20 protein-coding genes are annotated in these 22,909 nt (G+C 37.3%); all 20 read right to left on the bottom strand.

The window, feature by feature from the left end; genetic code table 11:
* Positions 1-59 precede the first annotated feature (59 nt).
* The 20 genes from ftsA to ACNSTQ_RS04460 all read right to left on the bottom strand — a co-directional run bounded on the left by ftsA (position 60) and on the right by ACNSTQ_RS04460 (position 22,768).
* Positions 60-1,337, bottom strand: a complete 1,278-nt coding sequence (gene ftsA / locus ACNSTQ_RS04555; protein ID WP_418198668.1) for a cell division protein FtsA — start codon at positions 1,335-1,337, stop codon at positions 60-62.
* A 265-nt stretch (positions 1,338-1,602) separates the two neighbouring features.
* Positions 1,603-1,962 (bottom strand): small basic family protein, encoded by a 360-nt coding sequence (locus tag ACNSTQ_RS04550; RefSeq protein ID WP_418198667.1) that lies wholly within the window; start codon positions 1,960-1,962, stop codon positions 1,603-1,605.
* Positions 1,963-1,969: 7 nt separating this feature from the next.
* Complete coding sequence (locus tag ACNSTQ_RS04545) at positions 1,970-2,677, bottom strand: DUF881 domain-containing protein (protein WP_418198666.1); 708 nt, start codon at positions 2,675-2,677, stop codon at positions 1,970-1,972.
* Positions 2,678-2,681: 4 nt separating this feature from the next.
* On the bottom strand, positions 2,682-3,395 hold the full coding sequence (locus tag ACNSTQ_RS04540) for a DUF881 domain-containing protein (protein ID WP_418198665.1): 714 nt from the start codon (positions 3,393-3,395) through the stop codon (positions 2,682-2,684).
* Positions 3,379-4,158, bottom strand: a complete 780-nt coding sequence (locus ACNSTQ_RS04535; RefSeq protein WP_418198664.1) for a cell division protein FtsQ/DivIB — start codon at positions 4,156-4,158, stop codon at positions 3,379-3,381. The genes ACNSTQ_RS04540 and ACNSTQ_RS04535 overlap by 17 nt, the downstream gene beginning before the upstream one ends.
* Before the next feature lie 113 nt (positions 4,159-4,271).
* Positions 4,272-5,189 carry a UDP-N-acetylmuramate dehydrogenase gene (gene murB / locus ACNSTQ_RS04530; RefSeq protein WP_418198663.1) on the bottom strand — a complete coding sequence of 306 codons (918 nt, stop codon included), beginning with the start codon at positions 5,187-5,189 and terminating at the stop codon, positions 4,272-4,274.
* 236 nt (positions 5,190-5,425) lie between these two features.
* Positions 5,426-6,526: an undecaprenyldiphospho-muramoylpentapeptide beta-N-acetylglucosaminyltransferase gene (murG, locus tag ACNSTQ_RS04525; protein ID WP_418198662.1), complete on the bottom strand. Its 1,101-nt coding sequence runs from the start codon at positions 6,524-6,526 to the stop codon at positions 5,426-5,428.
* Positions 6,527-6,835: 309 nt separating this feature from the next.
* Positions 6,836-7,936: a stage V sporulation protein E gene (spoVE, locus tag ACNSTQ_RS04520; protein ID WP_418198661.1), complete on the bottom strand. Its 1,101-nt coding sequence runs from the start codon at positions 7,934-7,936 to the stop codon at positions 6,836-6,838.
* Positions 7,937-8,037: 101 nt separating this feature from the next.
* Entirely contained in the window at positions 8,038-9,396 is a 1,359-nt protein-coding gene (gene murD / locus ACNSTQ_RS04515) for a UDP-N-acetylmuramoyl-L-alanine--D-glutamate ligase (protein WP_418198660.1), read from the bottom strand.
* Positions 9,397-10,374, bottom strand: a complete 978-nt coding sequence (gene mraY / locus ACNSTQ_RS04510; RefSeq protein ID WP_418198659.1) for a phospho-N-acetylmuramoyl-pentapeptide-transferase — start codon at positions 10,372-10,374, stop codon at positions 9,397-9,399.
* A 19-nt stretch (positions 10,375-10,393) separates the two neighbouring features.
* Positions 10,394-11,752 carry a UDP-N-acetylmuramoyl-tripeptide--D-alanyl-D-alanine ligase gene (locus tag ACNSTQ_RS04505; RefSeq protein ID WP_418198658.1) on the bottom strand — a complete coding sequence of 453 codons (1,359 nt, stop codon included), beginning with the start codon at positions 11,750-11,752 and terminating at the stop codon, positions 10,394-10,396.
* The gene (locus tag ACNSTQ_RS04500; protein ID WP_418198657.1) at positions 11,749-13,218 is read right to left on the bottom strand and encodes a UDP-N-acetylmuramoyl-L-alanyl-D-glutamate--2,6-diaminopimelate ligase; all 1,470 of its coding nucleotides are present in this window, start codon (positions 13,216-13,218) and stop codon (positions 11,749-11,751) included. The genes ACNSTQ_RS04505 and ACNSTQ_RS04500 overlap by 4 nt, the downstream gene beginning before the upstream one ends.
* Before the next feature lie 211 nt (positions 13,219-13,429).
* Entirely contained in the window at positions 13,430-15,364 is a 1,935-nt protein-coding gene (locus tag ACNSTQ_RS04495) for a stage V sporulation protein D (RefSeq protein ID WP_418198656.1), read from the bottom strand.
* Between the two features lie 108 nt (positions 15,365-15,472).
* A complete protein-coding gene (locus ACNSTQ_RS04490) occupies positions 15,473-17,647 on the bottom strand; it encodes a penicillin-binding protein (protein ID WP_418198655.1) in 2,175 nt (724 codons plus the stop codon).
* 131 nt (positions 17,648-17,778) lie between these two features.
* Positions 17,779-18,153, bottom strand: coding sequence for a cell division protein FtsL (ftsL, locus tag ACNSTQ_RS04485; protein WP_418198654.1), 375 nt, complete (start codon positions 18,151-18,153; stop codon positions 17,779-17,781).
* Between the two features lie 13 nt (positions 18,154-18,166).
* A complete protein-coding gene (gene rsmH, locus ACNSTQ_RS04480) occupies positions 18,167-19,099 on the bottom strand; it encodes a 16S rRNA (cytosine(1402)-N(4))-methyltransferase RsmH (RefSeq protein WP_418198653.1) in 933 nt (310 codons plus the stop codon).
* 39 nt (positions 19,100-19,138) lie between these two features.
* Entirely contained in the window at positions 19,139-19,570 is a 432-nt protein-coding gene (mraZ, locus tag ACNSTQ_RS04475) for a division/cell wall cluster transcriptional repressor MraZ (protein ID WP_418198845.1), read from the bottom strand.
* A 193-nt stretch (positions 19,571-19,763) separates the two neighbouring features.
* Positions 19,764-21,386: a bacillithiol biosynthesis cysteine-adding enzyme BshC gene (gene bshC, locus ACNSTQ_RS04470; protein ID WP_418198652.1), complete on the bottom strand. Its 1,623-nt coding sequence runs from the start codon at positions 21,384-21,386 to the stop codon at positions 19,764-19,766.
* 91 nt (positions 21,387-21,477) lie between these two features.
* A complete protein-coding gene (locus ACNSTQ_RS04465; protein ID WP_418198651.1) occupies positions 21,478-21,861 on the bottom strand; it encodes a DUF3397 domain-containing protein in 384 nt (127 codons plus the stop codon).
* Positions 21,854-22,768 (bottom strand): 2-dehydropantoate 2-reductase, encoded by a 915-nt coding sequence (locus tag ACNSTQ_RS04460; protein ID WP_418198650.1) that lies wholly within the window; start codon positions 22,766-22,768, stop codon positions 21,854-21,856. The genes ACNSTQ_RS04465 and ACNSTQ_RS04460 overlap by 8 nt, the downstream gene beginning before the upstream one ends.
* Between the last annotated feature and the right edge of the window lie 141 nt (positions 22,769-22,909).

Raw genomic sequence — 22,909 nt, 5'->3', positions numbered from 1 at the left:
TCGCTACTGCAAGCCTCAAACTACTCGGATCTTTTTGCCTTCCTCTTAAACACGAATTATTATTCAAAGAAAACTTTAAACCAACTTTTCACTTTTTTCATACCTTCTTTATCCTCTTTCGCCTTAGGAGCTGCTTTTTCCTTCTTAGATGGAGTCTTTTCTCCTGGGTTTAAGTTAGAAACTGAAGCAGCTACTTCTTTTCCTTGGATTTTAACATTACGGTATGCAAATTGTATCAAGCCAACCCCAGTTGTATATTGAGGTTCACGAACACCTATATAATCTGGAATAGCAATCCGGACGTTACTACGAAGTACTTCACGAGCTAATTCTAATACCCCTGGAACCATTACAGCTCCTCCTGTTAAGACATAGCCCCCTGGTAAACCTCCATAGCCTAAGCGCTGAACTTCTTTTTCAATGAGCTCAAACATTTCATCCATCCGAGCTTCAATAATATGAGCAATATCATATTGAGAAAATTCATCTTGATCGTTACTACCAATGACTGAAACTTTAAAGACTTCTGAATCAGAAGCTTCATCAATGTAGGCATGTCCATGCTTTATTTTAATCCGTTCAGCTTCTTCAGTAGAAGTCCGTAAACCAATCGCAATATCATTTGTAATATGATCTCCACCGATTGGTATTACAGATGTCGTTTTAAGTGTTCCTTGCTCAAAGATCGAAACTGTTGTTGAACCACCGCCGATATCTACAAGACCTACACCAAGACTTTTTTCGTCTTTTGAGATGGCTACTGCACCACCAGCTAGAGGTTGCAGACAAATATCAGCGATTTGTAATCCCGCACGTTCTACACATCTCAATAAATTATGTAAGATAGTCTTAGAGCCAGTGATAATTGTTCCTTCCATTTCTAAACGAACACCTATCATCCCACGAGGGTCATTGATTTCATCTAATCCATCCACGATAAATTGACGAGGGATCACATCAATAATTTCACGTTCTGGTGGAATAGAAACCACCTGAGCAGCATCGATAACACGAGCGATATCTTCATCACCTATTTCACGGTCAGGGCTAGAAACTGCAACTACACCATGACAAGGTTGTAATTGAACATGATTTCCGTTTACACCTACAATAACTTGCTTTATTGATAAACCGATCATTCGTTCTGCTTGATCGACAGCTCTCTTAATTGATTTTACCGTTTCATCAATATCCACAATGGAGCCTTTCTTAATTCCAAGGGACTTCGTATTTCCAACACCAATGATGTTTAGTGATCCATTGGTCATTTCTCCAATGATTACTCTTACATTGGATGTACCGATGTCTAAGCTAACATAAATATCATTGTTGTTCATCTGTGGCACCTCCTTTTGTTCTGTATAGCATATATAGCTGCTATATTTTTAACTGCAATTCCTAAGATCATCAAATAAAATACCAACAATGTAAAAACTCTAGCGAGAAAATAAGAAGGGAAAATTTATTTAACTATAAAATAATTCAACATTAAATCTCTTTTCCCTTTTAATTTTTTTGATTTTCTTTACAAATCTCACTTTTTTTTCAAAAATCTACTTGTTTCACAACTTAAGAGTCTATTTTTATAGTTCTATAAGCTTCCTAAGCTTTGTTCTCATTCCTTCTCTCTTTCCAATTCGACAGCAACATTCGACGGATAACTGCAATATTATTAAAGAGTCGTACACCGAATGCAAAAATTGCTGCTAAATATAAGTCTACACCAAGATGGACACCTAGAAAAGCTAAACCTGCAGCAAGTAGGATATTAAAAAAGAAACCGGTTAGAAAGACATTCCCGTCAAAACTATTTTGTAAATGTGCACGTATTCCACCAAATAATGTATCTAATGCAGCCAATACTGCAATTGATAGATAATTGGAATATTCATCAGGAATACGAAATTCTGTAAAAAAACCTAATATTACCCCTAAAATTAAACCAATAATTGGCAACCACATCGGTTGGTTAATCCTCCTTCACTTGCTCCATATACCGCACCCTTGGTGTATCATCAAAAGCTGGCAACTCAATATAATTAATCGGTGTAGACGTTAATTTTAAATTATCAATTTCAAAATACTCAACAGACTCTGAAACGACCATTTCATTGTGTAATTTTTGGGCATCATTCGTTAAGACCTTAATCTCTATCGGTAATGGTGGTAACCTTCTGTTATTGACACGAGTGACACCATTTACTTCACGAAAGGCCGTTGTTGAAATAATTCGTTGGTTTCCTATAGCAATCTCCTCGGCACCATTGAAATTTAATTCGTTTACTAAGAACCGTAATAAAACGGGAGAAACTGAATGCCTTTGATGGCCAAAAAATTGATCATGATAAAGTGGTTCAATCGTAAGGATAACCCCTTCCCCTGATACTTCTGTTAAGCCAGCTTCTTTTCTTAAATTTTCTATTTGCTCTTCCATTACGGTTTCAACGTTTTCCTTATGATCACTTAATGATGTTTCGTACTGAGCTATTAAAGTGGCATATTTATCTATTTCTTGGGAGAGCTGCTGATGTCTATCCTGCTCTGCTCTTAATTCTTTACGTAGCTCTCTAATATCTCTCGTGTCTCGAACGACCGGTTCTTTTGTAGACTGAAATTGAATAGCTAACATAAAACCAATGATAAGAGTAACAATCATAAAAATTACTTGTTTATTCATTATGTCACCTACTTTCAGATAAGTAAGGTTCCATGATTATTTCGTTTTTTTGTTGCATCCTTACTTCTATAAGGTCATTTAATAATTGGTCTCTTACTCCACCTGGTAATGTCATTGAACCTTCTAAATTTAATGGGTCACCGATTGCTGTTATAACGAATGGAGCGTAAGAGGTATGACCGTCAATATATATTACAGGTCCAATACATTGTATATATGAATTGCTAGATAGACGGTAGCCATTAATGGCTACTGCTTCAGCCCCAGCAACTAACAATTCTTGGATGACTTTTTGAATTTGTTCTTCGTGGACGATATAATCATTCGGGTTAGCACCATCTGGAACATATGAACTGTCAGATAGCATAACTTCAATTCCTGGACCTTTGACTTTAACAGTACCAACTAGCTTTCTTAACCGCTCTAAGTCTTCTATTAACGAAGCCACCCTTACTTCTTGTTCTTCTGTTAAATCTGTAATTTGTTCTTCAATCTCTCTAAGTTGAGATTGGTACCCACGTAAGTCCTCTTGTAAATTTCGATTTACTGCTTGTTCTAAAATAATATTGTTACGAAGTTCATCCTCATGTCTCCATTGGCGCTGAGAGACCGGATTTGTATCTTGATGCTCTTTAGCAAATTGATAAGATAAAGCCAAAATAAAACCGGTTACCAACAGGACAAGTGAAAGAATAACGTGTTTACCATTCACCTTCACCTTCCTCTTCCTCCTCACCAATAAACTCCTCAAAATAAGGTGTCATTCTCATATGAATAATCCCTGTTTTATTCGGATCAATTTCTTTAACAATGGAAGGGTACGGTGCGATTCTCTCTGAAAAATTTCGAACAGTTGAATGCACTTCATATCCATCATTCATATATACAATAACTCTTAACGGGTCAGTTTCTGTAGGCGTATAATAAATCTCTGAAATTCTATTAAACAACCCATCGGATAACTTGGTTATTTCTGCTGCTAATTCTTGTGCTACTGGCCCAGACTCCCAGTCCTTTAGTATAGGTGCATCAACTGGCATTTCGTTTGGTGGTAATTCATCCAAAAAAACACCCGTACTTAGAATAGGATAGTACTTGCCTTCCTGGAACATATATGCGACTCGTTGATATTCAACAACATGAATTTCAATCGTATTAGGGAACTTTCGTGAAAGGTTTGCTTTTTCAATCTCATCTAGATTAATTATCCTTTCTTTCACTTCTTCTTGATTTAGTTTCCAGAGGCTTGTCCCACTGTTCAACTTTGACGCTTTAACGATTGTCTCAGCAGGCAAGTAATAATTTCCATGGACTTCAATCATTTTAATATGACTTAAAGGAGATTGAAAATAAATGACTAAGAGGATAAGGAAAAAGAAAAAAGATAGAAAGAATGTTAATCTACGATTTGCTCTCTGCTTTCTTTGTTCCTTTAACTTAGGTATTCTGTCGTTGATGGTAATAACTTTTTCATCAACCATATTTCAACCTCCATTATAAGTACCTATATTTCGAAAACGGCATAAACTATTTATGCCGTTCAATAAAATTTAATGCTACATTATTGAATTATAACACAAATTGAAGGCTATGCTCAGTCGTTGTTTTGTTTTTTTCCGACAATCTCAACTTCTGTTTCAATTTCCACTTCAAATTTTTCCCGAACTGTAGATTGGATGTGTTGAATGAGATTTAACACATCATCTGCCTTAGCATCAGCGACATTTACAATAAAATTACCATGCATTTCTGATACTTGCGCACCACCTAATTGGAACCCTTTTAAGCCAGCTTTTTCAATTAATTGGCCTGCATAGTTCGGAAGCGGGTTTCTGAATACACTTCCTGCACATGGATAATTCCACGGTTGAGATACTCGTCGGTAATCCTTATTTTTTTGCATAACCTTTACAATTTCATCACGGTCTCCTGCTTTTAACTGGAAAACAGCCTCTACACATATTGCCTTTTCCTTTTGTAATCTTGAAGTCCGATATGAAAATCCCAATTCTTCATTTGTCAGCCACTTCATAGTCCCATCTTCAAAAAGAATGTGTGCCTTCGTTAATATTTGCGATATGTCAGAACCATGTGCACCAGCGTTCATAAATACAGCGCCACCGACAGAACCCGGAATTCCACTTGCAAACTCTAACCCTGAAAGTCCTTTCTTACTAATAATCATTGCTAACTTAATTACTGAAAAGCCACCACCGACTTTAATTTCTTCACCATCAATTTCAAGATGACTAATATCGTCCCCTAATTTTATGACAACACCCTCAATACCACTGTCACTTACAAGTAAATTTGAACCTCTTCCAATAACACGCCAAGGAATATTTTTTTGACGAATTAAGCTCATTAATACTTTTAATGCTTCAACGTCTTTTGGCTCTACTAATATTTCAGCAGGCCCGCCAATTTTCCATGTTGTATGATTTGCTAATGGTTCTTGGACGAGGACTTTACCTATATTTTTTTCTCTGAGTTGTTGAATAAATTGTTCCATCGTCTTAAATCTCCTCACTTCTTGAAAAGGTCGGTCTGTTTCAAAAGATGTACAAACCACAAGCCTTTCTATACTTTTCTCCATTAAAGAAGTAAATTCCCTTATAATCTTTTAATACAGTTCCTCATCATTTTATTGTATTATATGCTCTTGCCCACTTCACCGTGTTTGTTTACAAGGTGTTAAAAGTTTCAAGTTTCACTAGTTGTCAAAGTCTTATAAAGGTCAATGGTTTGTTACTTTTTATTCTTCGTTAGTTCAGCAAGTAAATCCACAAAGTGAGTTGCAGCTTTTGGCATTCCTAGTGAAAGAGCTGCATTATGCATTTCTTCCCATTTTCCATCCTTTTTAAAAATAGTATCAATATCTTCGAGCAATACTTTTCCACTCATTTCCTTTTCAAGGCGAACAATAGCAGCACCTTTCACACTGAGTGAACGTGCATTTTTTTCTTGATGATTATTCGTTACATACGGACTTGGAATAAGAATACTAGGCAATCCTAACGCTGTAATTTCAGCTAGAGTTGTAGCCCCCGCTCTCGCCACAATTAAGTCTACACCAGCTAACACTTCAGGCATGTTATGAATAAATGGTTTAATAATGACATTGTCTGGGTTCCCTTTTGCTTTTACTTCTTCCATCACTTTTTCATAATGTACTTGACCAGTTACATATAAGAACTGATAATCGAAATTTTTCATGTCAGGTAAAACTTCTAAGAAAGCGTCATTAATCGGTCTAGCTCCTCGGCTTCCCCCTACAATTAACACAGACTTTTTCCCATCCTTAAGACCAACAGACTGCCTGCCACGCTCAGCATTCGTTGATATGACTTCTGAAGCTCGCGGGTTTCCTAGATATACAGTTTTAGACTCAGGAAAGAAGGTTTTCGATTCAGGGAATGACAATACAATCTTATCTACATAACGACTTAAAAATTTATTCGTAAGTCCAGGAACACTATTCTGTTCATGAATAACCGTTGGAATGTTCAATTGCGAAGCTGCAAAAACAACGGGACCACAAACATATCCCCCCGTCCCAACTACGACATCCGGTTTAAACTCTCTAATCATCTTTTTGGAGTCACTCGTTCCCTTTAGGAAACGGTAGATCGTTTTTACATTATCAAAAGAAATTTTTCTACGGAACCCCGTAATCTTTATTGTTTTAAATGGAATTTCTTCTCTAGTAACCAGTTCACTCTCTAATCCGTTTTCAGTACCTATGTACAGTATTTCAGCAAACTCATATTGCTGTTTTATTTCTTGAATTAATGACAAGGCAGGATATATATGTCCTCCAGTTCCTCCACCACTAACAACTACTCTCATTGAAATCCTCCATAAACTCTGTCTTAAAATTCCATACTTAACTACCTATTAGAACATTCTCTACTATTACCATTTTATCAGAACGATAACTTGTATTATACATAATGCTTTTAAAGGATTGTGTAAAATTATAAAGATTTTGATTGTAAACCATGTTGTTAGCCAAAAGTTTTAGCAAGTGGTTAGGGTAACGTATTGTTCATATCTGTTGATCTTGGGATGAAACAAAATCAACAATCCTCTTAACAGCGCTAAAAACATAAATATCCCTCTAGTTAAGTTTCACCTTACTTAGAGGGACTTCTTTTATTATATCCTTGAAAACCTGCTAATGTTAAGTAAAACACCAATTGCAACCAACATTAGGGTGAGTGAGGACCCGCCATAACTAAGGAACGGTAGTGTAATCCCTGTAACAGGCATCAGTCCAGTGACTACTCCGATGTTGATCATAACTTGAATAGCTACCATCGATATAATACCTACAGCTAAGAAGCTACCAAACAAATCTGGTGCACCTAATGCCACTCTTATCCCTCGCCATAGGAGAATACCGAACAAAAAGATAACAATGGCCCCTCCAATAAACCCTAACTCTTCGGTTAGTATGGCAAATATAAAATCAGTTTGCGGTTCAGGTAAGTAGAAGTATTTTTGCCGACTTTCTCCTAACCCTAACCCAAGTAATCCACCTGGGCCAATTGCATAAAGCGATTGAATAATTTGAAATCCACTTCCTAATGGATCTGACCACGGATCTAAAAAAGAAGTAATTCGCTTTATCCGATACGGCGCGGAAGCAATTAGTGCTACAAAGCCCACAACGCCAATCAGGGCCAAGCCAACAAAATGAGCAATTCTGGCACCAGAAACAAAAATCATAACAACGCACGTTCCAACCATTACTGCCCCTGTACCAAGATCTGGTTGCAACATGATGAGACCGAATGCCAATAAAACTATAGATAATGAAGGAATTAACCCTTGTTTTAACGATGTGATCTTCTTTTGATTTTCTGATAAGTATTTTGCTAAAAAAGCGATCATGGCCATCTTCATAAACTCGGATGGTTGAATAGAAAATGCCCCTACACCTAACCAACTTCGTGCCCCACCACGAACGAGCCCTACTCCAGGAATTAAAACAACAATAAGAAGTATAAAACAAATAATGAGCAAAACCTTGGACCATTTTCGCCACGTCCAATAATCAACGGTCATGACGAAAAACATAGCTGCAACTCCTGCACCAGCAAAGAATATCTGGCGTTTTGCAAAGAAAAATGAATCGTCAAACTTATATTGAGCCCATACTGCACTAGCACTATATACCATAATAACACCTATCGTTAATAGTGCGATTGTTGCAATCATCAAAAGAAAATCTGGTGCCGTTTTTGTTTTAGGCAACTGTAACACCTCACTAACTAAAAAGTGTTCGTACAATCAACTATCAATTGTACAACCTCTATTACCTAAACATATGCACCAGACTATTAGAACATGTCCTTTTATCTTTGGATTAACTGCTCAACGGCATAAATAAATTTGTCGCCGCGTTCTTCAAACGTTTTGTACTGATCCCAGCTCGCACAAGCAGGTGAAAGTAAGATAATATCACCAGCTTCAGAAAGATGATAAGCGACTGGTACAGCTTCTTCTACATTTAATACTTCTTTAATGATCTCTACCCCTGCTTCTTTGGCAGCAGACTTCATCTTCTCTTTTGTTTCTCCGAAAGTCACGACTGCTTTAACTTTTTCTAACGAAGGTATAAAAGCATCAAAAGAGTTGCCTCGATCTAAACCGCCAGCTAAAAGAATGACAGGCTCTGTAAAAGCCGAAACAGCAGCTTGAGCTGCTAAAATATTCGTCGCTTTTGAATCATTAAAGAACTTACGATCATTATAAGTCGTTACATATTGAACTCTATGTTTAACACCCGTAAACGACTTTAACACATTGACGATTTGATCTGTACGTGCCCCCATCGTTTTTGCTGCAGCGATAGCGGCTAATATATTTTCTAGGTTATGTTTACCAGGAAGAGTAATCTCTGCTTGATCGATGATTTTTTCATCTTTAAAGAAAACAACATGATCTTTTACATATGCACCGTCCGCAACCTCTGTCGTCGTTGAAAACGGTATTTTTGTGCCTTTTACTCCTTCTGCCAGCTTAACAACAAAATCGTCATCAACATTAATTACATAAAAGTCATTTTCTTCTTGATTAGCAAATATTTTGGCTTTAGCATGTCCATATGCTTCTTTTGTTCCATGATAGTCTAGATGGGCATCAAACAGATTTAATAATACTGCCACTTTTGGATGGAAATTTTTTGTTCCTTGTAGTTGAAAACTGGAAACTTCTGTAACAATAATGTTTTCCGCAGTCGCTTTTTCTGCAACTTCGCATGCTACTGTTCCAATATTTCCAGCCACTAAGGGCTCCTTGCCACTATTTTTTAACATTTCAACCACTAATGTTGTGGTCGTCGTTTTTCCATTCGAACCAGTAATCGCAATCATATCAGCTTCTGATAGCATAGAAGCTAATTCCACTTCTGTAACCACAGTTATTCCACGCTTTATCGCTTCAGAAATTATTGGATTACTATAAGGAATCCCTGGGTTTTTAACGATAAAGTCAATTGGCTCATCCAATAATGTTAATGGATGAGCACCACAAACAACTTTAATCCCTAAACCTTCTAGTTCCTTCGCTTTGGGATTTTCTTCAATTGGCTTAGCATCATTGACAGTTACGTGAGCACCTAGTCGGAACAAAAGACGGCTCGCAGCTTCCCCGCTTTTTGCTAAACCTAAGACGAGTACATATTGATCTTTAAACTGTTGTTCATTTTTCATCTAAATCCACACCTCTAAGTAAATTCCTAATATTGCAAAAAGCATACCTACTAACCAAAATGTAACAACAACTCGCCATTCCGACCAGCCTGATAGCTCATAGTGATGGTGAAGAGGACTCATTTTAAACACCCTCTTACCTCTCGTTTTAAATGAAATTACTTGGATAATAACCGAAAGAGTTTCTATAACAAAAACCCCGCCGATAATAACAAGTAAAATTTCTAACTTGGTTAAGATCGCAACTGCTGCAATTGCTCCACCTAAAGCAAGCGAACCCGTATCACCCATAAATACTTTTGCAGGGTGTGCATTAAAAACTAAAAAGCCTAATACCGCTCCAACAACTGCTCCACAGAAAATAGCGACATCAAACATTTCTGCATTCCATGCTAAAATGGCAAATGCTCCAAATGCGATTGCACCTGTTCCAGCTAATAAACCGTCTAAACCATCGGTTAAATTTACCGCATTTGATGCACCTACTAACATAACAATGATAAGTGGGAAATAAAGCCAACCAAAATCAATTGAAATGTTAGTTGCTGGTATCGCGATTTCTGTTGAAAAGTCAAGCATGCGTAATCCTAGATAAAAAATAATAGCAATAACGAGTTGACCAACTAACTTTTGCTTTGATGTAAGCCCTAAATTCCTCTTCATCACAACTTTAATAAAGTCATCTAGAAAGCCTAATAAACCGTAACCTAAAGTTACAAATAATAGTAACCAAATTTCTGTCGTAAACGTTAAAAATTTTGAAATAATAATGACTGTTGTAAGAAGGATCGATAATAAAATCATAACCCCGCCCATTGTAGGTGTACCGCTTTTCTTTTGATGGGACTTGGGCCCTTCATCTCGAATACTTTGTCCAAATTTTAACCTTCTAAGAAATGGAATTATAATTGGGGATAGTATTACGGCAATGAGGAAAGATGCGATTAATGTAAATAATAATGTGATCTGTTCAAACATTGTCATTGCCTCCTTTCTATTACATTAAATATTTAGTGATTGTTTCTAATTGGAGTCCCCTTGATGCTTTTATCAATACAACCGTTTCACTATCTAAAAGTTTTATGGTGCTGGCGATGAGATCTTCTTTATCTAAAAAGCTTTGTACTATAAGCCTATGGTCGTTTTTTTCATTAAATGCGTCAAAAATCCATTGTCCTTTTTCCCCTACAGTGAATAGGTGTGTAACAGGCTCTTCAATCACAGCGGCAACTGAACGATGAAGTTCTTTTTCATCTGGCCCAAGTTCGTACATATCCCCAAGAATTACTACCCTTTTTGAATAGGCAGGTAATTCTTTTACTGCTTCTATCGCGGCTTTCATGGAAGTTGGGCTAGCATTATACGCATCGTTAATGATAGTTGATCCATTTAAGCCTTTCATACGTTCAAGTCTCATCCCTGTTAAGTTTACTTGTTTTAACCCTGTCTGTATACTTTTTTCCGATAATCCAAGCTCGCGCCCCACCATGATGGCATAGGCTGCATTTTTTATGTTGTGGCGACCAAGCAGCGGCAGTTCATAAACCGTTTCGTCACCTTTCAGAGAGAATGTAAAACCGTAATCACTAGTAGAGACATTTAAAATTTGTACGTCACACGTGTCCGTGAAACCACAGGTACTTACATTTTTATGATAAAAAGGCTTAAGTAATGGCTCGTCACCATCAATAAACACTTTACCATTTTCCCGTAACCCTTTTACAATCTCCATTTTTGCTTGGGCAATACCTTCCCGGCTGCCAAGCTGTTCAATATGTGATTCGCCGATGTTTGTAACGACCGCATAATGAGGTTCACCGATCAAACTGAGTAACTCAATTTCACCAAACCCACTCATCCCCATCTCTAAAATGAGTAGTTCACAATCGCTTTCCATTCCTAGTATCGTTAACGGCAATCCAATATGATTGTTATAGTTTCCTTGCGTTTTGTAGGTCTTATATGAAGTTGACAGAACAGCATCTAAAATATCTTTTGTCGTTGTCTTACCGTTACTGCCTGTTACACCAACGACTATCGGGTTGATGTGCTTTAAATATCTTTTAGATAATTGTTGTAGACCTTGGATCGTTTCTTTTACATAAAATAATTGAAAGTCTTCAGGTAAACTTTCCGGAACTGCCTTATCTACTTGCCACAGAGAAGCTATTGCTCCTTTTTCAATTGCTGTATGAATAAAATCATGTCCGTCAAAACGTTCTCCTACAATCGGAATGAACAACCCATCAACCATTGGTTGGCGACTATCGGTATATATACCAGTAAACGAAAGATTAACGTTATGCTGTCGTACCCCTTCTGATATTTCTTCAACTAGTTTCCCAGAAAACTTCATTGCATTCTCTCCTCAATGATCGCTCTTGCTACTTGTCTGTCATCAAAATCAATGACTTCTTTACCTATTACCTGATACGTTTCATGTCCTTTTCCGGCAATAAGTACAACATCGTCAGGTTTAGCAAGAGAAATCGCGTGTTCGATTGCTTCTTTGCGATCGACGATCGAAACATAATTATCACTTTCAATTCCTGCTTCCATATCTTTTAAAATCATCTCAGGTTGTTCACTTCTCGGATTATCTGCTGTAAAAATTGCTTTATGAGAATATTTCACAGCAATTTGCGCCATAATAGGGCGCTTCGTTCGGTCACGATCCCCACCGCATCCAACTACACAGTAAATCTTACCTTTAGCTAAATCTTTAACAGTAGTAAGTACATTTTCTAAACTGTCAGCCGTATGCGCGTAATCAACGATAACAGTGAACTGTTGACCTGCATCTACTGTCTCAAACCTGCCAGAAACGCCTTCTACACTTTCTAAACTTTGTTTAATATCATTTAATTTGACCCCATGTGCTAAACAAGCGGCAGCAGCAGCTAAAGCATTATACACACTAAACTTCCCGATCAACTTTAACTCAATTTCTGTCTCCCCTACAGGACTAGATAATGTAAATGATGTTCCGCCTGCTGTCATTTTAATGTTTTTCGCTCTCACATCGCTCGTTTCATTAATTCCATATGTTAAGACTTGGGCTGCTGTCATCTTCTTATATTCTACTGAAGCTTCATCATCATCATTTAATATAGCAATTTTTTTACTCGTTTGATCATATGTATTTCCTAGTTGTGAAAAAAGCAGACCTTTAGCATATTTATAGGCTTCCATCGTTTGATGGTAGTCCAAATGATCTGGCGTTAAATTCGTAAAAACAGCAATATTAAAGTCGCATCCTCTTACTCTCCCAAGATGAAGTGCATGAGATGATACTTCCATAATAGCTGTCTTAACTTGATGATCAACCATTTGCTTAAACGTTTTTTGTAACGTAAGTGATTCAGGTGTTGTATTTTTCGTCTCATACGTTTGATCACCTATTTTTGTATACATCGTACCTATTAAGCCTGTTCGTTCCCCTGCATCATTTAGTACTTTTTCAATTAAATGAGTAACCGTAGTTTTACCATTTGTTCCTGTAATTCCAATTAGTGATATTTTTTTGGTTGGATGTTCATAAAAGTAATTTGAAAGTATAGCCATCGCTCTCTTTGTATCATTAACTAAAATAACAGGAATCGAAGCATCCACTGTTCTTTCTGCTACTATCGCACTTGCGCCGTTACTTATCGCTTGATTAACAAAATCATGACCATCAACCGTGTAACCTTTAATACAAATAAACAAACTACCTTTTTGAACTTCCCGTGAATCCATATCAATCGACGAAATCACCGGATTGATTTGATCATTTAAAATGTGAACATATTGTAATTTTTCAACCAGTTGATTTAATTTCATAGTCAATACCCTCTCTATTACTTACATTTAATATCTATCGTAGGAAAAAGATGCGTCCTTTAATCATAAATCCTATTTTTATTAGGAATTTCTCTTTCAAGTGTATGTTGGAAAAACCTGAAGAAGTCCCTTTTCCTACAATGCATTCCTATAACAAAATGAATCCCTCCGAAGCATGTACCGGAGGGAATTAAAGTGTTACAGAACTATTTTAGTCTGTTGTGTCTGATTTGTCACCCATATAAAGTCGTATCGTTGAACCTGCCTTTACTTTCACACCAGGTTCTGGTGCTTGGGCTAACACTTTGGACCCACTTCCAGAAGCGTCAATTTTCAGATCGTAATAAGCTTGATTAATTTCTCGAATAGAAAGGCCGACTAGATCTGGAGTTTCTATAATAGGCTCATCATTCCATGCTTTTTCTTTTTCGATCTGGTCTGTTCGTTTTTTAACTCCCATGGCAGCTAGACTATCACCAATAATCTTTCCAACAATCGGCGCTGCAACGACACCACCGAATTGAACGGTACCTTTTGGATTATCAATGGCTACATAGACTACAATTTCTGGGTTATCTGCTGGTGCCATCCCAATAAATGAGACAATGTGATTATTTTCTAAATAGCGACCGTCTTTTGCTTTTTGTGCGGTACCCGTTTTTCCTCCCACTCGATATCCATCTACAAACGCACCTTTACCAGTTCCAAGTGCTACTACACTTTCTAATGCATGGCGAATTTCTTTAGATGTATCTCCAGAAATGACTCTTCTTTTTAAAATTGGAGCTTGAGAACTTACCACCTGTCCTGTTACTGGGTCAATCCACTCTTTCGCGATAAAAGGTTGATACAAATACCCGCCATTGATTGCTGCAGACACCGCCGCTACTTGTTGAATTGGCGTAACAGAAACCCCTTGACCAAAGGCAGTAGTTGCTAACTCTAATGGGCCGACTCTATCTCGATTAAAGAGGATTCCTTTTCCTTCACCTTGCAGGTCAATCCCTGTTTTTTGGCCAAATCCAAATTTTTCAATGTAATCAAATAGACGATCTTTCCCTAATCGTTCACCTAAAACAACAAATCCCGGGTTACAAGAGTTCTGAACGACTTCTAAGAACGTTTGGTGTCCATGTCCACCTTTTTTCCAACAGCGCAACCGATGTCCAGATACTTCAATAAAGCCAGGGTCATTAAATGTCTCTTTGTGCAGATCAACTTCGCCTTCCTCTAGGGCAGCTGCGATTGTTATGATCTTAAAGGTTGAACCCGGCTCGTATTGCATCCAAACCGGCTTGTTCTGGTTATAAATTTCTGGTGGAACTTCACGGAAATTTTCAGGGTTATAATGTGGTCGACTTGACATTCCAAGAATTTCACCTGTATTTGGGTCCATTGCAATTGCAATTGCACCATCTGGGTTATATGTGGCTTCCGCTATATCTAACTCCCGTTCGATGATCGTCTGAACCTTACTATCTATTGTAAGCTTTAAATTAAGACCATCTACTGGAGGCGTATACTCATCTGCTAAATCTGGTAATCTCTTACCCTTAGCATCTGAGAAGAAGGATACATGTCCTTTTTTTCCACTCAAATGTTCGTCATATGTTAACTCCAAACCTGTTAACCCTTGATTGTCAATTCCAGCAAAACCTAATACATGTGCTAAAAACCTTCCGTTCGGGTAATGCCTCTTACTATCTTCTGCGACATAAACCCCCGGTAAATCTAGCGCTCGTACTTCATTTGCTTTATCTTTCGAGATTTTTCTTCCTTCTGGATTAATCCTAACAGATGATGCACTTTTCGTGATAAGCTCATACGCCTTTTTTCTATCCATATTTAGAACGTTTGCTAATTTCTCAGCTGTCTCAGCAGGCTCTTTCACTTGACGAGGAACTACTAATATTGACGGTGCACTAACATTAGTAGCTAGAATTTCATCATTTCGATCTAGAATTTCTCCTCGTTTTGCTTCAAACGGAATATCACGACTCCAAGAATCTTCTGCTCTTTCAGTTAACCAGTTTCCCATTCCAAATTGTACATAGCCGAGACGAATCGCGATAATCGAGAAAATAATTAAACCAATTATTAATACAAATACTAGACGTTTTCGTACGGTTACATTGGACACTCGCACTACCTGTACCCCCAATTTCCAACCTAGATTTCACATATACTAAGGCTTGTCATCCTTGTTTTACTTATATGCGGAATACTAGACAATTAGAACAATAAGGGGGATTACTTATTGTTCTTCATTGATCACTTCCTCGAGGTCTACTTCATCCAGGACACCTTCATAATTTGGCAATTCTAGTTCAACAGTTATATGCTCTTCTATTCTTATCGGACTTCCTGCACTAACACTTTGGCTTGTTACAAAACCCGTTCCAAATATATTCATATTAAGATCAAGTGCTTTTGATAGCTTCATAACATCACGGAACGACCAACCTTCAATATTTGGCATCGTGTAAGAATCACCGTTTGTAACAAGGACAACCTTTTCATTATCAATCACATACCGCCCTGCTACCGGCTGCTGTCCTTCCACCTTGTTTCCATCACCTAAAACGATTACTTGTAATCCTTCACTTTCTAGTTCATTCTTTACAGTCTCTACTGCTTTTCCTTTATAGGCTTTCAATTCAAACCCTATTTCTTCACTTTCAACCATCTCTTGGTAACCTGGATTTATATTTAAATATTGTAAACTATGTTTCATTACTGTATTAAAAATTTGTGAAACTGGTGCAGATCCAGATTCTGTTTCTTTTAACTTCGGTTGATCTACCGCTACGTATACGATTACGCGAGGGTCATCTTTAGGCGCCATTCCTAAAAATGAAAAGATATTTTTTCCGTGTCCACGTAAGTATCCTCCATTGGGATTGGGTACTTGGGCGGTTCCTGTTTTACCGATAACATCAAACCCTTCGATAAAGTATGGCGTTCCTGTTCCAGCCGAGGAGGTAACAACGGTCTCTAGTATATCGATTACTTCCTTTGCAGTAGCCTCTGTGATCGGTTGTCCTACTTCGGTTGGCTCATTCTTTTCTACCACTTTTCCAGTTTCTTGATCAACAATTCGGTCGATCACATAAGGCTTCATCATCTTTCCTTTATTAGCAATTGCTGTTGCAGCTTGGACTTGTTGGATTGGAGTTACAGCTGTCGCCTGTCCAAAAGCTGTAGAAATAGCATTCGACGCATTTTTTGCTGCAATTAAACTCGTAGCTTCATTTGGCAGGTCGATACCTGTTACTTCCGTAAACCCGAATTTTCCAAGATAGTCATAGACTCTATCTGTTCCTAACTTTTCATTAGCAATCTTCGAAAAAGCTACATTGGAAGATCGTTGCATACCTTCATTGTAGGAAATCTGTCCCCAACCTCTTCCTTGGTTATGATCTGAAACAATCCTATTTCCTATTCGATATGTCCCCGATTGAAATTGTTCATTACCATTATAAACCCCTTCCTCAATAGCTGCTGCTAACGTAAAAATCTTCATCGTAGATCCTGGTTCAAATCGATACGAGATTCCAAAATTAATAAAGTTCGTAATATCTTCATATTGATTCGGGTTGAAGCTAGGACGATTACTCATTGCTAATATTTGTCCGGTTTTCGGATCAGCAACGATAGCTATCAATCTTTCAGGGTCATAATCCTCTTCAACTTTCGTCATCACTTGTTCTAAAGCTGTTTGAATATTAGAGTCTAGGGTTAAATACACATTCTGACCATTCTTAGGCGCTTCAACTGTTTCCTTCGGATCAGGAAGCCTAATCCCTTTACGGTCCCTTTGATAGACGACAGAACCGTGTTCGGCACGGAGAATTTCATCAAGACTAAGTTCAAGACCCATTCTCGACTTTTCCATATCCCTTTCTGTGTAGCCAATGACATGAGAAGCATAAGTTTGTTTCGGGTAGTAGCGACGAGGTTCTTCTTTAAATTCTATACCTGGCAGGTCATATTCTTTAATAGCCTTCATCTTTTCATGACTCATATTTTTAGCCGCAGCACCCAATTCAACTTGGAATCGATCGCTAGAGAGCAATCGCTCAAGATTTTCAATAGACATATTAATATAAGGTGATAAAATTTCTGCTGTCTCTCTCGGGTCTTTCACATAACGATTTTGTCCCTTATCTAAAACAGCAAACATCGTATACGAGGTGATTTCTTGAGCTAATGGGCTCCCATCTCGGTCAAAGATAGTTCCACGGTTACCTTCTAGAACATTTTTGGATGTCCACCTTTGTTCGGCCATTTGCTTTAAGTCATGTCCGCCTATTTCTTTTGTCGTTTGGATCATAATTATTCTTCCGATGAGTATAACGAAACAAATAAGAAAAATCGCCATAACTAAAACGGCTCTCTTATTTGTAACAGGTCTTTTCTGAACTTCCATTATAATCACATCCTATTCCTGTGTGCGTTAAGTGTCTGATCGGTTGCGACAGTTATTTATCCTTGGGTTGCAGGGCATAAAGCTAAATATTACACGTTTTTACCTAAAAAGAAAACTAGCCCACAGCGGAACTAGTTTTGTATCACTTTCACCTTATTGTCGTCTAAAGACATACCAAGTTTTTCCGTTGCAATATGTAAGATTCTATCAGGTGCACTTAATTCGATTACTTGTAATTGAAGTCCCTCATTAACCTGAGACTGTTGTTGAATATCACGTTGTAAATTATGAATATCCCTATTCATAGAGTAAACCGAAGCGTAATTCGCAAGGATGAAGGTAACCGCTACAGATAACGCAACAACCGCAAGTAAAGCTATTCCTTTTTCACCTCTTGAAACGGAGAACTTTTTTTGTTTCGGCGCCTTCGTTTGCTTTGGCTGTTGACCTTGATTTTCTTTTGGTTGCTGTTGTTGTTGCTGATACTGACGAGCCAAATTACTCATAATAAAACCTCCTTCAATTTTTTTCTGCTATTCTCAGCTTTGCTGAGCGTGCTCGGTTATTCATTTCAAGTTCATCTGCACTTGCGATGATAGGTTTCCTTGTAATTAATGTAAGTTTCGGTTCGTACCCTTGAGGAACCATTGGCATTCCTGGAGGAAGTTCTGGCCCTCTACTTTCCTTTTTAAAGATATCTTTGCAAATACGATCTTCAAGTGAATGGAACGTAATGACACAGATCCTTCCTTTAGGAGCAGTAATTTCAATTGAATCGGCCAGTGCTTGTTCAAATGCCCCTAATTCATCATTTACTGCAATACGTATCGCTTGAAAGGTTCGTTTTGCAGGATGCCCCCCTGTCCTTCTAGCTGGAGCGGGAATGGCAGACTTTATTATTTCAACTAGTTCTCCTGTTGTTTCAATGCTCTTCTTTTCTCTTGCAGCCTCAATCTTTCTAGCAATTTGCTTTGCGAATTTTTCTTCGCCATATCTTGAAATAGTCGAAACCAATTTTCCAAACTCCCAGTCATTGACGACTTCATATGCACTTAATGGAGCGGTTTGATCCATCCTCATATCAAGAGGTGCATCTTGGTGGTAACTAAACCCACGGTCTGCTTCATCTAATTGAGGTGAAGACACTCCAAGGTCAAAGAGTATTCCATCCACTTCTTCTATCCCTCTTGCCTGAAGTTCTTCTTTCATAAATCGAAAGTTACTTTTAATTAATGTAAATTTCCCTTCGTAGTGGCTTAATTTTTCTTTTGCATTGGCAATAGCAATATCATCTTGGTCAAAGGCATAAAGATGACCTTCTGAACTAAGTCGAGAAATGATTAATTCGCTATGACCCGCACCACCGAGAGTGCAATCTACATAAATTCCATCTTTTTTAATATTCAGCCCTTCGACTGACTCATCTCTTAAAACCGTAATATGATTAAACATTAGCTACCACCTCTTATATGCTTTTCTTAGTTGCAATGACTAAAGGTCGAAATCAACGATATTTTCAGCAATCTCACTAAACGATTCTTCCGACTCCATGAAATAGTCTTCCCAGATTGCTTTACTCCAAATTTCCACCCGGTTTGATACCCCAATAATGACACATTCCTTTTCAATATGTGCATATTCCCTAAGGGGTGAGGCAATATTTACTCTACCCTGTTTATCAAGCTCACATTCAGTAGCACCGGAAAAGAAAAATCGAGTAAAGGCTCTGGCATCTTTTTTTGTAAATGGGAGAGATTTTAATTTAGCTTCTAAAATTTTCCACTCGTCCTGAGGATAGACGAATAACGACCGGTCAAGCCCACGAGTTACAACAAAAGAGTCACCAAGTTCTTCACGAAACTTAGCAGGAATAATGAGCCTTCCCTTTTCATCGACATTGTGCCGATACTCCCCCATGAACATAGTCGTTTCACCATCCCCCACTTTATACCTCTAAGTTACCACATCCCCCCACTTTATACCACTAGATTTTCTAATTCTCCCCATAAAAAAAAAATCCTGCTAAAATGCGGGATTTTTTTTAAAAAGGTAAGTTTCAGTTCATATTCCGAGCTGTACTTTGTAGCTTTCATATCTTTTATTCAGCTAAAATTATTTATAACTCAATAATTTTATGGTGGCCGTTTATGTCTAAGTCTTGTTCTTTAATATTGTCTATAAACAAGTGACCAAATTGGTTGATGATCTGGAAAATATTATAAATGCGCTCCTGCGGCTTATGGTTAGGTAATACAATTTGTTCAATCTCATCATATTTCATTAATTCATACTTATATTTTTCTTTTTGTTGTCGTTCTAACTTTTGATGAAGAAACTCTACTTGATCTAAAAGAATATTTAGGTTTTTTGTAGCCAGCTTTTCTGATGTTGCATCTAGTTGTTCAGCGATTTGCCGAAGTGGGGCATGTATTCGTTCAATTTCGTCTTTCACTTGTTCCGTCGTTGACTGAATATCCCACTTCTTTTGTTGCGTATACCATTCATCCCTTATTTCTGACAGTGATTTAGAAAGTGCATCTTCCAACGTTATTTCTTTGCTCTTCAACCAATCGTTGTATTTCTGTTCTAATAACGTCAGTGAAAGTCTAGGAACAATAGGTGGCATTCTCATTCCCGCTACTTCAAATACCGTTTTCAGCGTTGACCAATAAGCGATTTCACCCGGACCGCCAACAAAGGCAAGTACAGGCAACAGATACTCTTGCATTAATGGTCGGGTTACCACATTATTACTTAGACGTTCAGGAGACAATTCAGCAATCGATAGTAAATCTTGTTTTGTATACTTCATGTCGTTAGCAATAAAAAGCGTTTCATTAACACGGTCAATTCTTTGCCTTTGACCGTCTTCTAAAATAAAGAGATTAGCATTCTCTTCATTTCGTTCAATTGGTGTTCCATAATTACATTTTGCAACTTCCTCTGCCTGTGTAAGAAATGCCGTATTTATAGCTTCATTTTCTTCAATTAGTAAAGAAAACATTGAAGATTCTATATTACGAATTTGCGGGTCAGCAGAATCAAGTAATACGAGACCTTCTTCTTTAAAAATCCATGCCATTAATTGACTAAAAAAGTGAGAGTAATCGGTTGATTTTTTTAATAATACCGTTACAGTTTCAAGAAGCTCTTTGGTGTAATTCGTTTCCTCCAAAGAAGAAAAAACATCTTCTATCCACTTTTTTGTTTTTTCATAATCAAGCGGTCTTCCTGACAGTGGGTGTTTATTATCTTCTGTCTTATCGTACAATTGATGTTTAATTAATTTTTCGTTTTTTTGTAAAAACAAATGGTTAACCTCAAGAAAATCATGATCTTCTCCTGCTACCCAAAAAACAGGAATGACAGGAACTCCTAACATCTTCTCCTGTTGCTTCGACAACGTGATCGCTGTTAGTGCTTTATAAACCGTATATAAAGGGCCCGTCAATAAACCTGGTTGCTGCCCCGTGACAACTACCACACTGTTCGGATCTCGAAGACGCTCTATTTGTAATAATGTCTTTTCATTGTGAACAAGACGTTCATTATACTTTGTTAAAGCACTAGCTAAACTGTCTCTATTATACGTTCGATTTCTTAAATATTCATACCGGCTTCCGTAAGTAGATTGATTTCTATAGTCATATTCAAAAAACGAAAGAAGCTGAGGATCTTCTTCTAGATATGCCTTAGCTACTTTTGTTGTTGGTGAAAGTTGAATTTCTTTCACATTCATTATGTAACGCCCTTTCATAAAAAACTTAACACTCGAACGATTAGATTATAGCAAAATGATAAACATACACAAAATAAAATGCTTAGTATCCCTAACTACTAAAAATTCGCGTAATAAATCCAAAGGTACTTAATAAAATATAGGCTAAGAAAAATAAGATAAAATTAAAACGCCATATGCCCCTGAATAACCGGACAAGATGCACATCTTTCGCCACTTTCCAATGAATAATCGTAAAACAAATGGCGACCGCAAAAAAAACAATTAAAATGATCCATAAAAATGACTGCTTCCAAATTTCATAACTAATAAAATATACGGCAAGTATAAAAAACACTAATGAAATATCTGCTGCAAGACGAATTGAATAACTTTTCTTCTTCGTAATTTTCACAGTAATAATATAAACTAAGTACCATCCTACAATAGGCAACGTTACAACTGTAGCTATAAACCAAGCGAAAGCACTACTCACCCTTCTCCCTCTCTTCCTGTTCTAATCCTTTAATGCTTTCAAACAAAAAATTCGTTATTGGCATTTCCAATCTTTGCTCTTCCCCTTTTCGTAACGTATATCCTAAGATCGCTTCAATTTCTGTTTGATTTCCATTTTCAATATCACGTAGCATCGATGACCTGTTCTTCCCCGTTTTCTCACAAACTAATAAAACTTCTTCCCACAAGCCCTCTTTCGCGTCAAGGTTGAGACTTTTGACCGTCTCATCAAAAACACTACGCATTAAATTCAAGAAAAATATATTAGAAATTAATCGACCATTTGTTACTCTAAAAATTGCAGTCAATGGGTTGATACATGAGTTAACGACTAACTTTCTTTCCATAATGGCTAACCAATCGTTTAATATTACGACAGGAAAGTCTTCACTATTTAACGACTTCCATAAGTAACCTGATACACTTAAAGCTCCATGAATAGCTCCAATTTTAATCGTCCCTACACCAGTGTGACAAACTTCCGTGTCAGAAAGTCTCATCGCCCCATGTTCAACGATCCCAATTAACAACGTTTCAATCGAGAGTTTCTTAATTAAAGAAAGGTGACCCATTCCGTTTTGCATGAACACCATTGTTCTCGGTATCGAAGATTTGCGCTCAAGTTGTTCACATATAGTTTTAATATGAAATTGTTTAACAGTTACAAATATGATAGCATCACTTAAGTCACAAGCCTCATCCAATACCTTTGCGTGAACAGTAAAAACTTCACTTTGATTATTTCTATAAAGAGTAATCCCTGCCTCATTCAGTTGCCTTGCCTGCTGTTTACTACGTGTATATACATTTACATTAAAATTACTTTTTCTTAAATAGGCGGCTAAAAGAAGTCCAATTGAGCCCCCGCCAATTACTCCAATATTCACACACCATCACTCCGCAAAGTTTCTCTTAAAGTAAATAATATCACAATTATTTTGAAAGACGAATTGTCAAATCATTTTTTTCATTTAATTTTGAATTATTAACTAAAAATTATTACTTTTTTAATTCTAGTAGAATTTTTA

This window comes from Alkalihalobacterium sp. APHAB7 (assembly GCF_048323755.1).
Classification (GTDB): Bacteria; Bacillota; Bacilli; order Bacillales; family Bacillaceae_F; genus Alkalihalobacterium.
The sequence above is the reverse complement of the archived record's forward strand: the minus strand, read 5'-3'. Positions and strand labels throughout refer to the sequence as shown.

Excerpts from the sequence above, each read along its gene's own strand:
- ftsA (WP_418198668.1), bottom strand. The coding sequence starts at position 1,337 with ATGAACAACAATGATATTTATGTTAGCTTAGACATCGGTACATCCAAT.
- ACNSTQ_RS04550 (WP_418198667.1), bottom strand. The coding sequence starts at position 1,962 with ATGTGGTTGCCAATTATTGGTTTAATTTTAGGGGTAATATTAGGTTTT.
- ACNSTQ_RS04545 (WP_418198666.1), bottom strand. The coding sequence starts at position 2,677 with ATGAATAAACAAGTAATTTTTATGATTGTTACTCTTATCATTGGTTTT.
- ACNSTQ_RS04535 (WP_418198664.1), bottom strand. The coding sequence starts at position 4,158 with ATGGTTGATGAAAAAGTTATTACCATCAACGACAGAATACCTAAGTTA.
- murB (WP_418198663.1), bottom strand. The coding sequence starts at position 5,189 with ATGGAACAATTTATTCAACAACTCAGAGAAAAAAATATAGGTAAAGTC.
- murG (WP_418198662.1), bottom strand. The coding sequence starts at position 6,526 with ATGAGAGTAGTTGTTAGTGGTGGAGGAACTGGAGGACATATATATCCT.
- murD (WP_418198660.1), bottom strand. The coding sequence starts at position 9,396 with ATGAAAAATGAACAACAGTTTAAAGATCAATATGTACTCGTCTTAGGT.
- mraY (WP_418198659.1), bottom strand. The coding sequence starts at position 10,374 with ATGTTTGAACAGATCACATTATTATTTACATTAATCGCATCTTTCCTC.
- ACNSTQ_RS04505 (WP_418198658.1), bottom strand. The coding sequence starts at position 11,752 with ATGAAGTTTTCTGGGAAACTAGTTGAAGAAATATCAGAAGGGGTACGA.
- ACNSTQ_RS04500 (WP_418198657.1), bottom strand. The coding sequence starts at position 13,218 with ATGAAATTAAATCAACTGGTTGAAAAATTACAATATGTTCACATTTTA.
- ACNSTQ_RS04490 (WP_418198655.1), bottom strand. The coding sequence starts at position 17,647 with ATGGAAGTTCAGAAAAGACCTGTTACAAATAAGAGAGCCGTTTTAGTT.
- ftsL (WP_418198654.1), bottom strand. The coding sequence starts at position 18,153 with ATGAGTAATTTGGCTCGTCAGTATCAGCAACAACAACAGCAACCAAAA.
- rsmH (WP_418198653.1), bottom strand. The coding sequence starts at position 19,099 with ATGTTTAATCATATTACGGTTTTAAGAGATGAGTCAGTCGAAGGGCTG.
- mraZ (WP_418198845.1), bottom strand. The coding sequence starts at position 19,570 with ATGTTCATGGGGGAGTATCGGCACAATGTCGATGAAAAGGGAAGGCTC.
- bshC (WP_418198652.1), bottom strand. The coding sequence starts at position 21,386 with ATGAATGTGAAAGAAATTCAACTTTCACCAACAACAAAAGTAGCTAAG.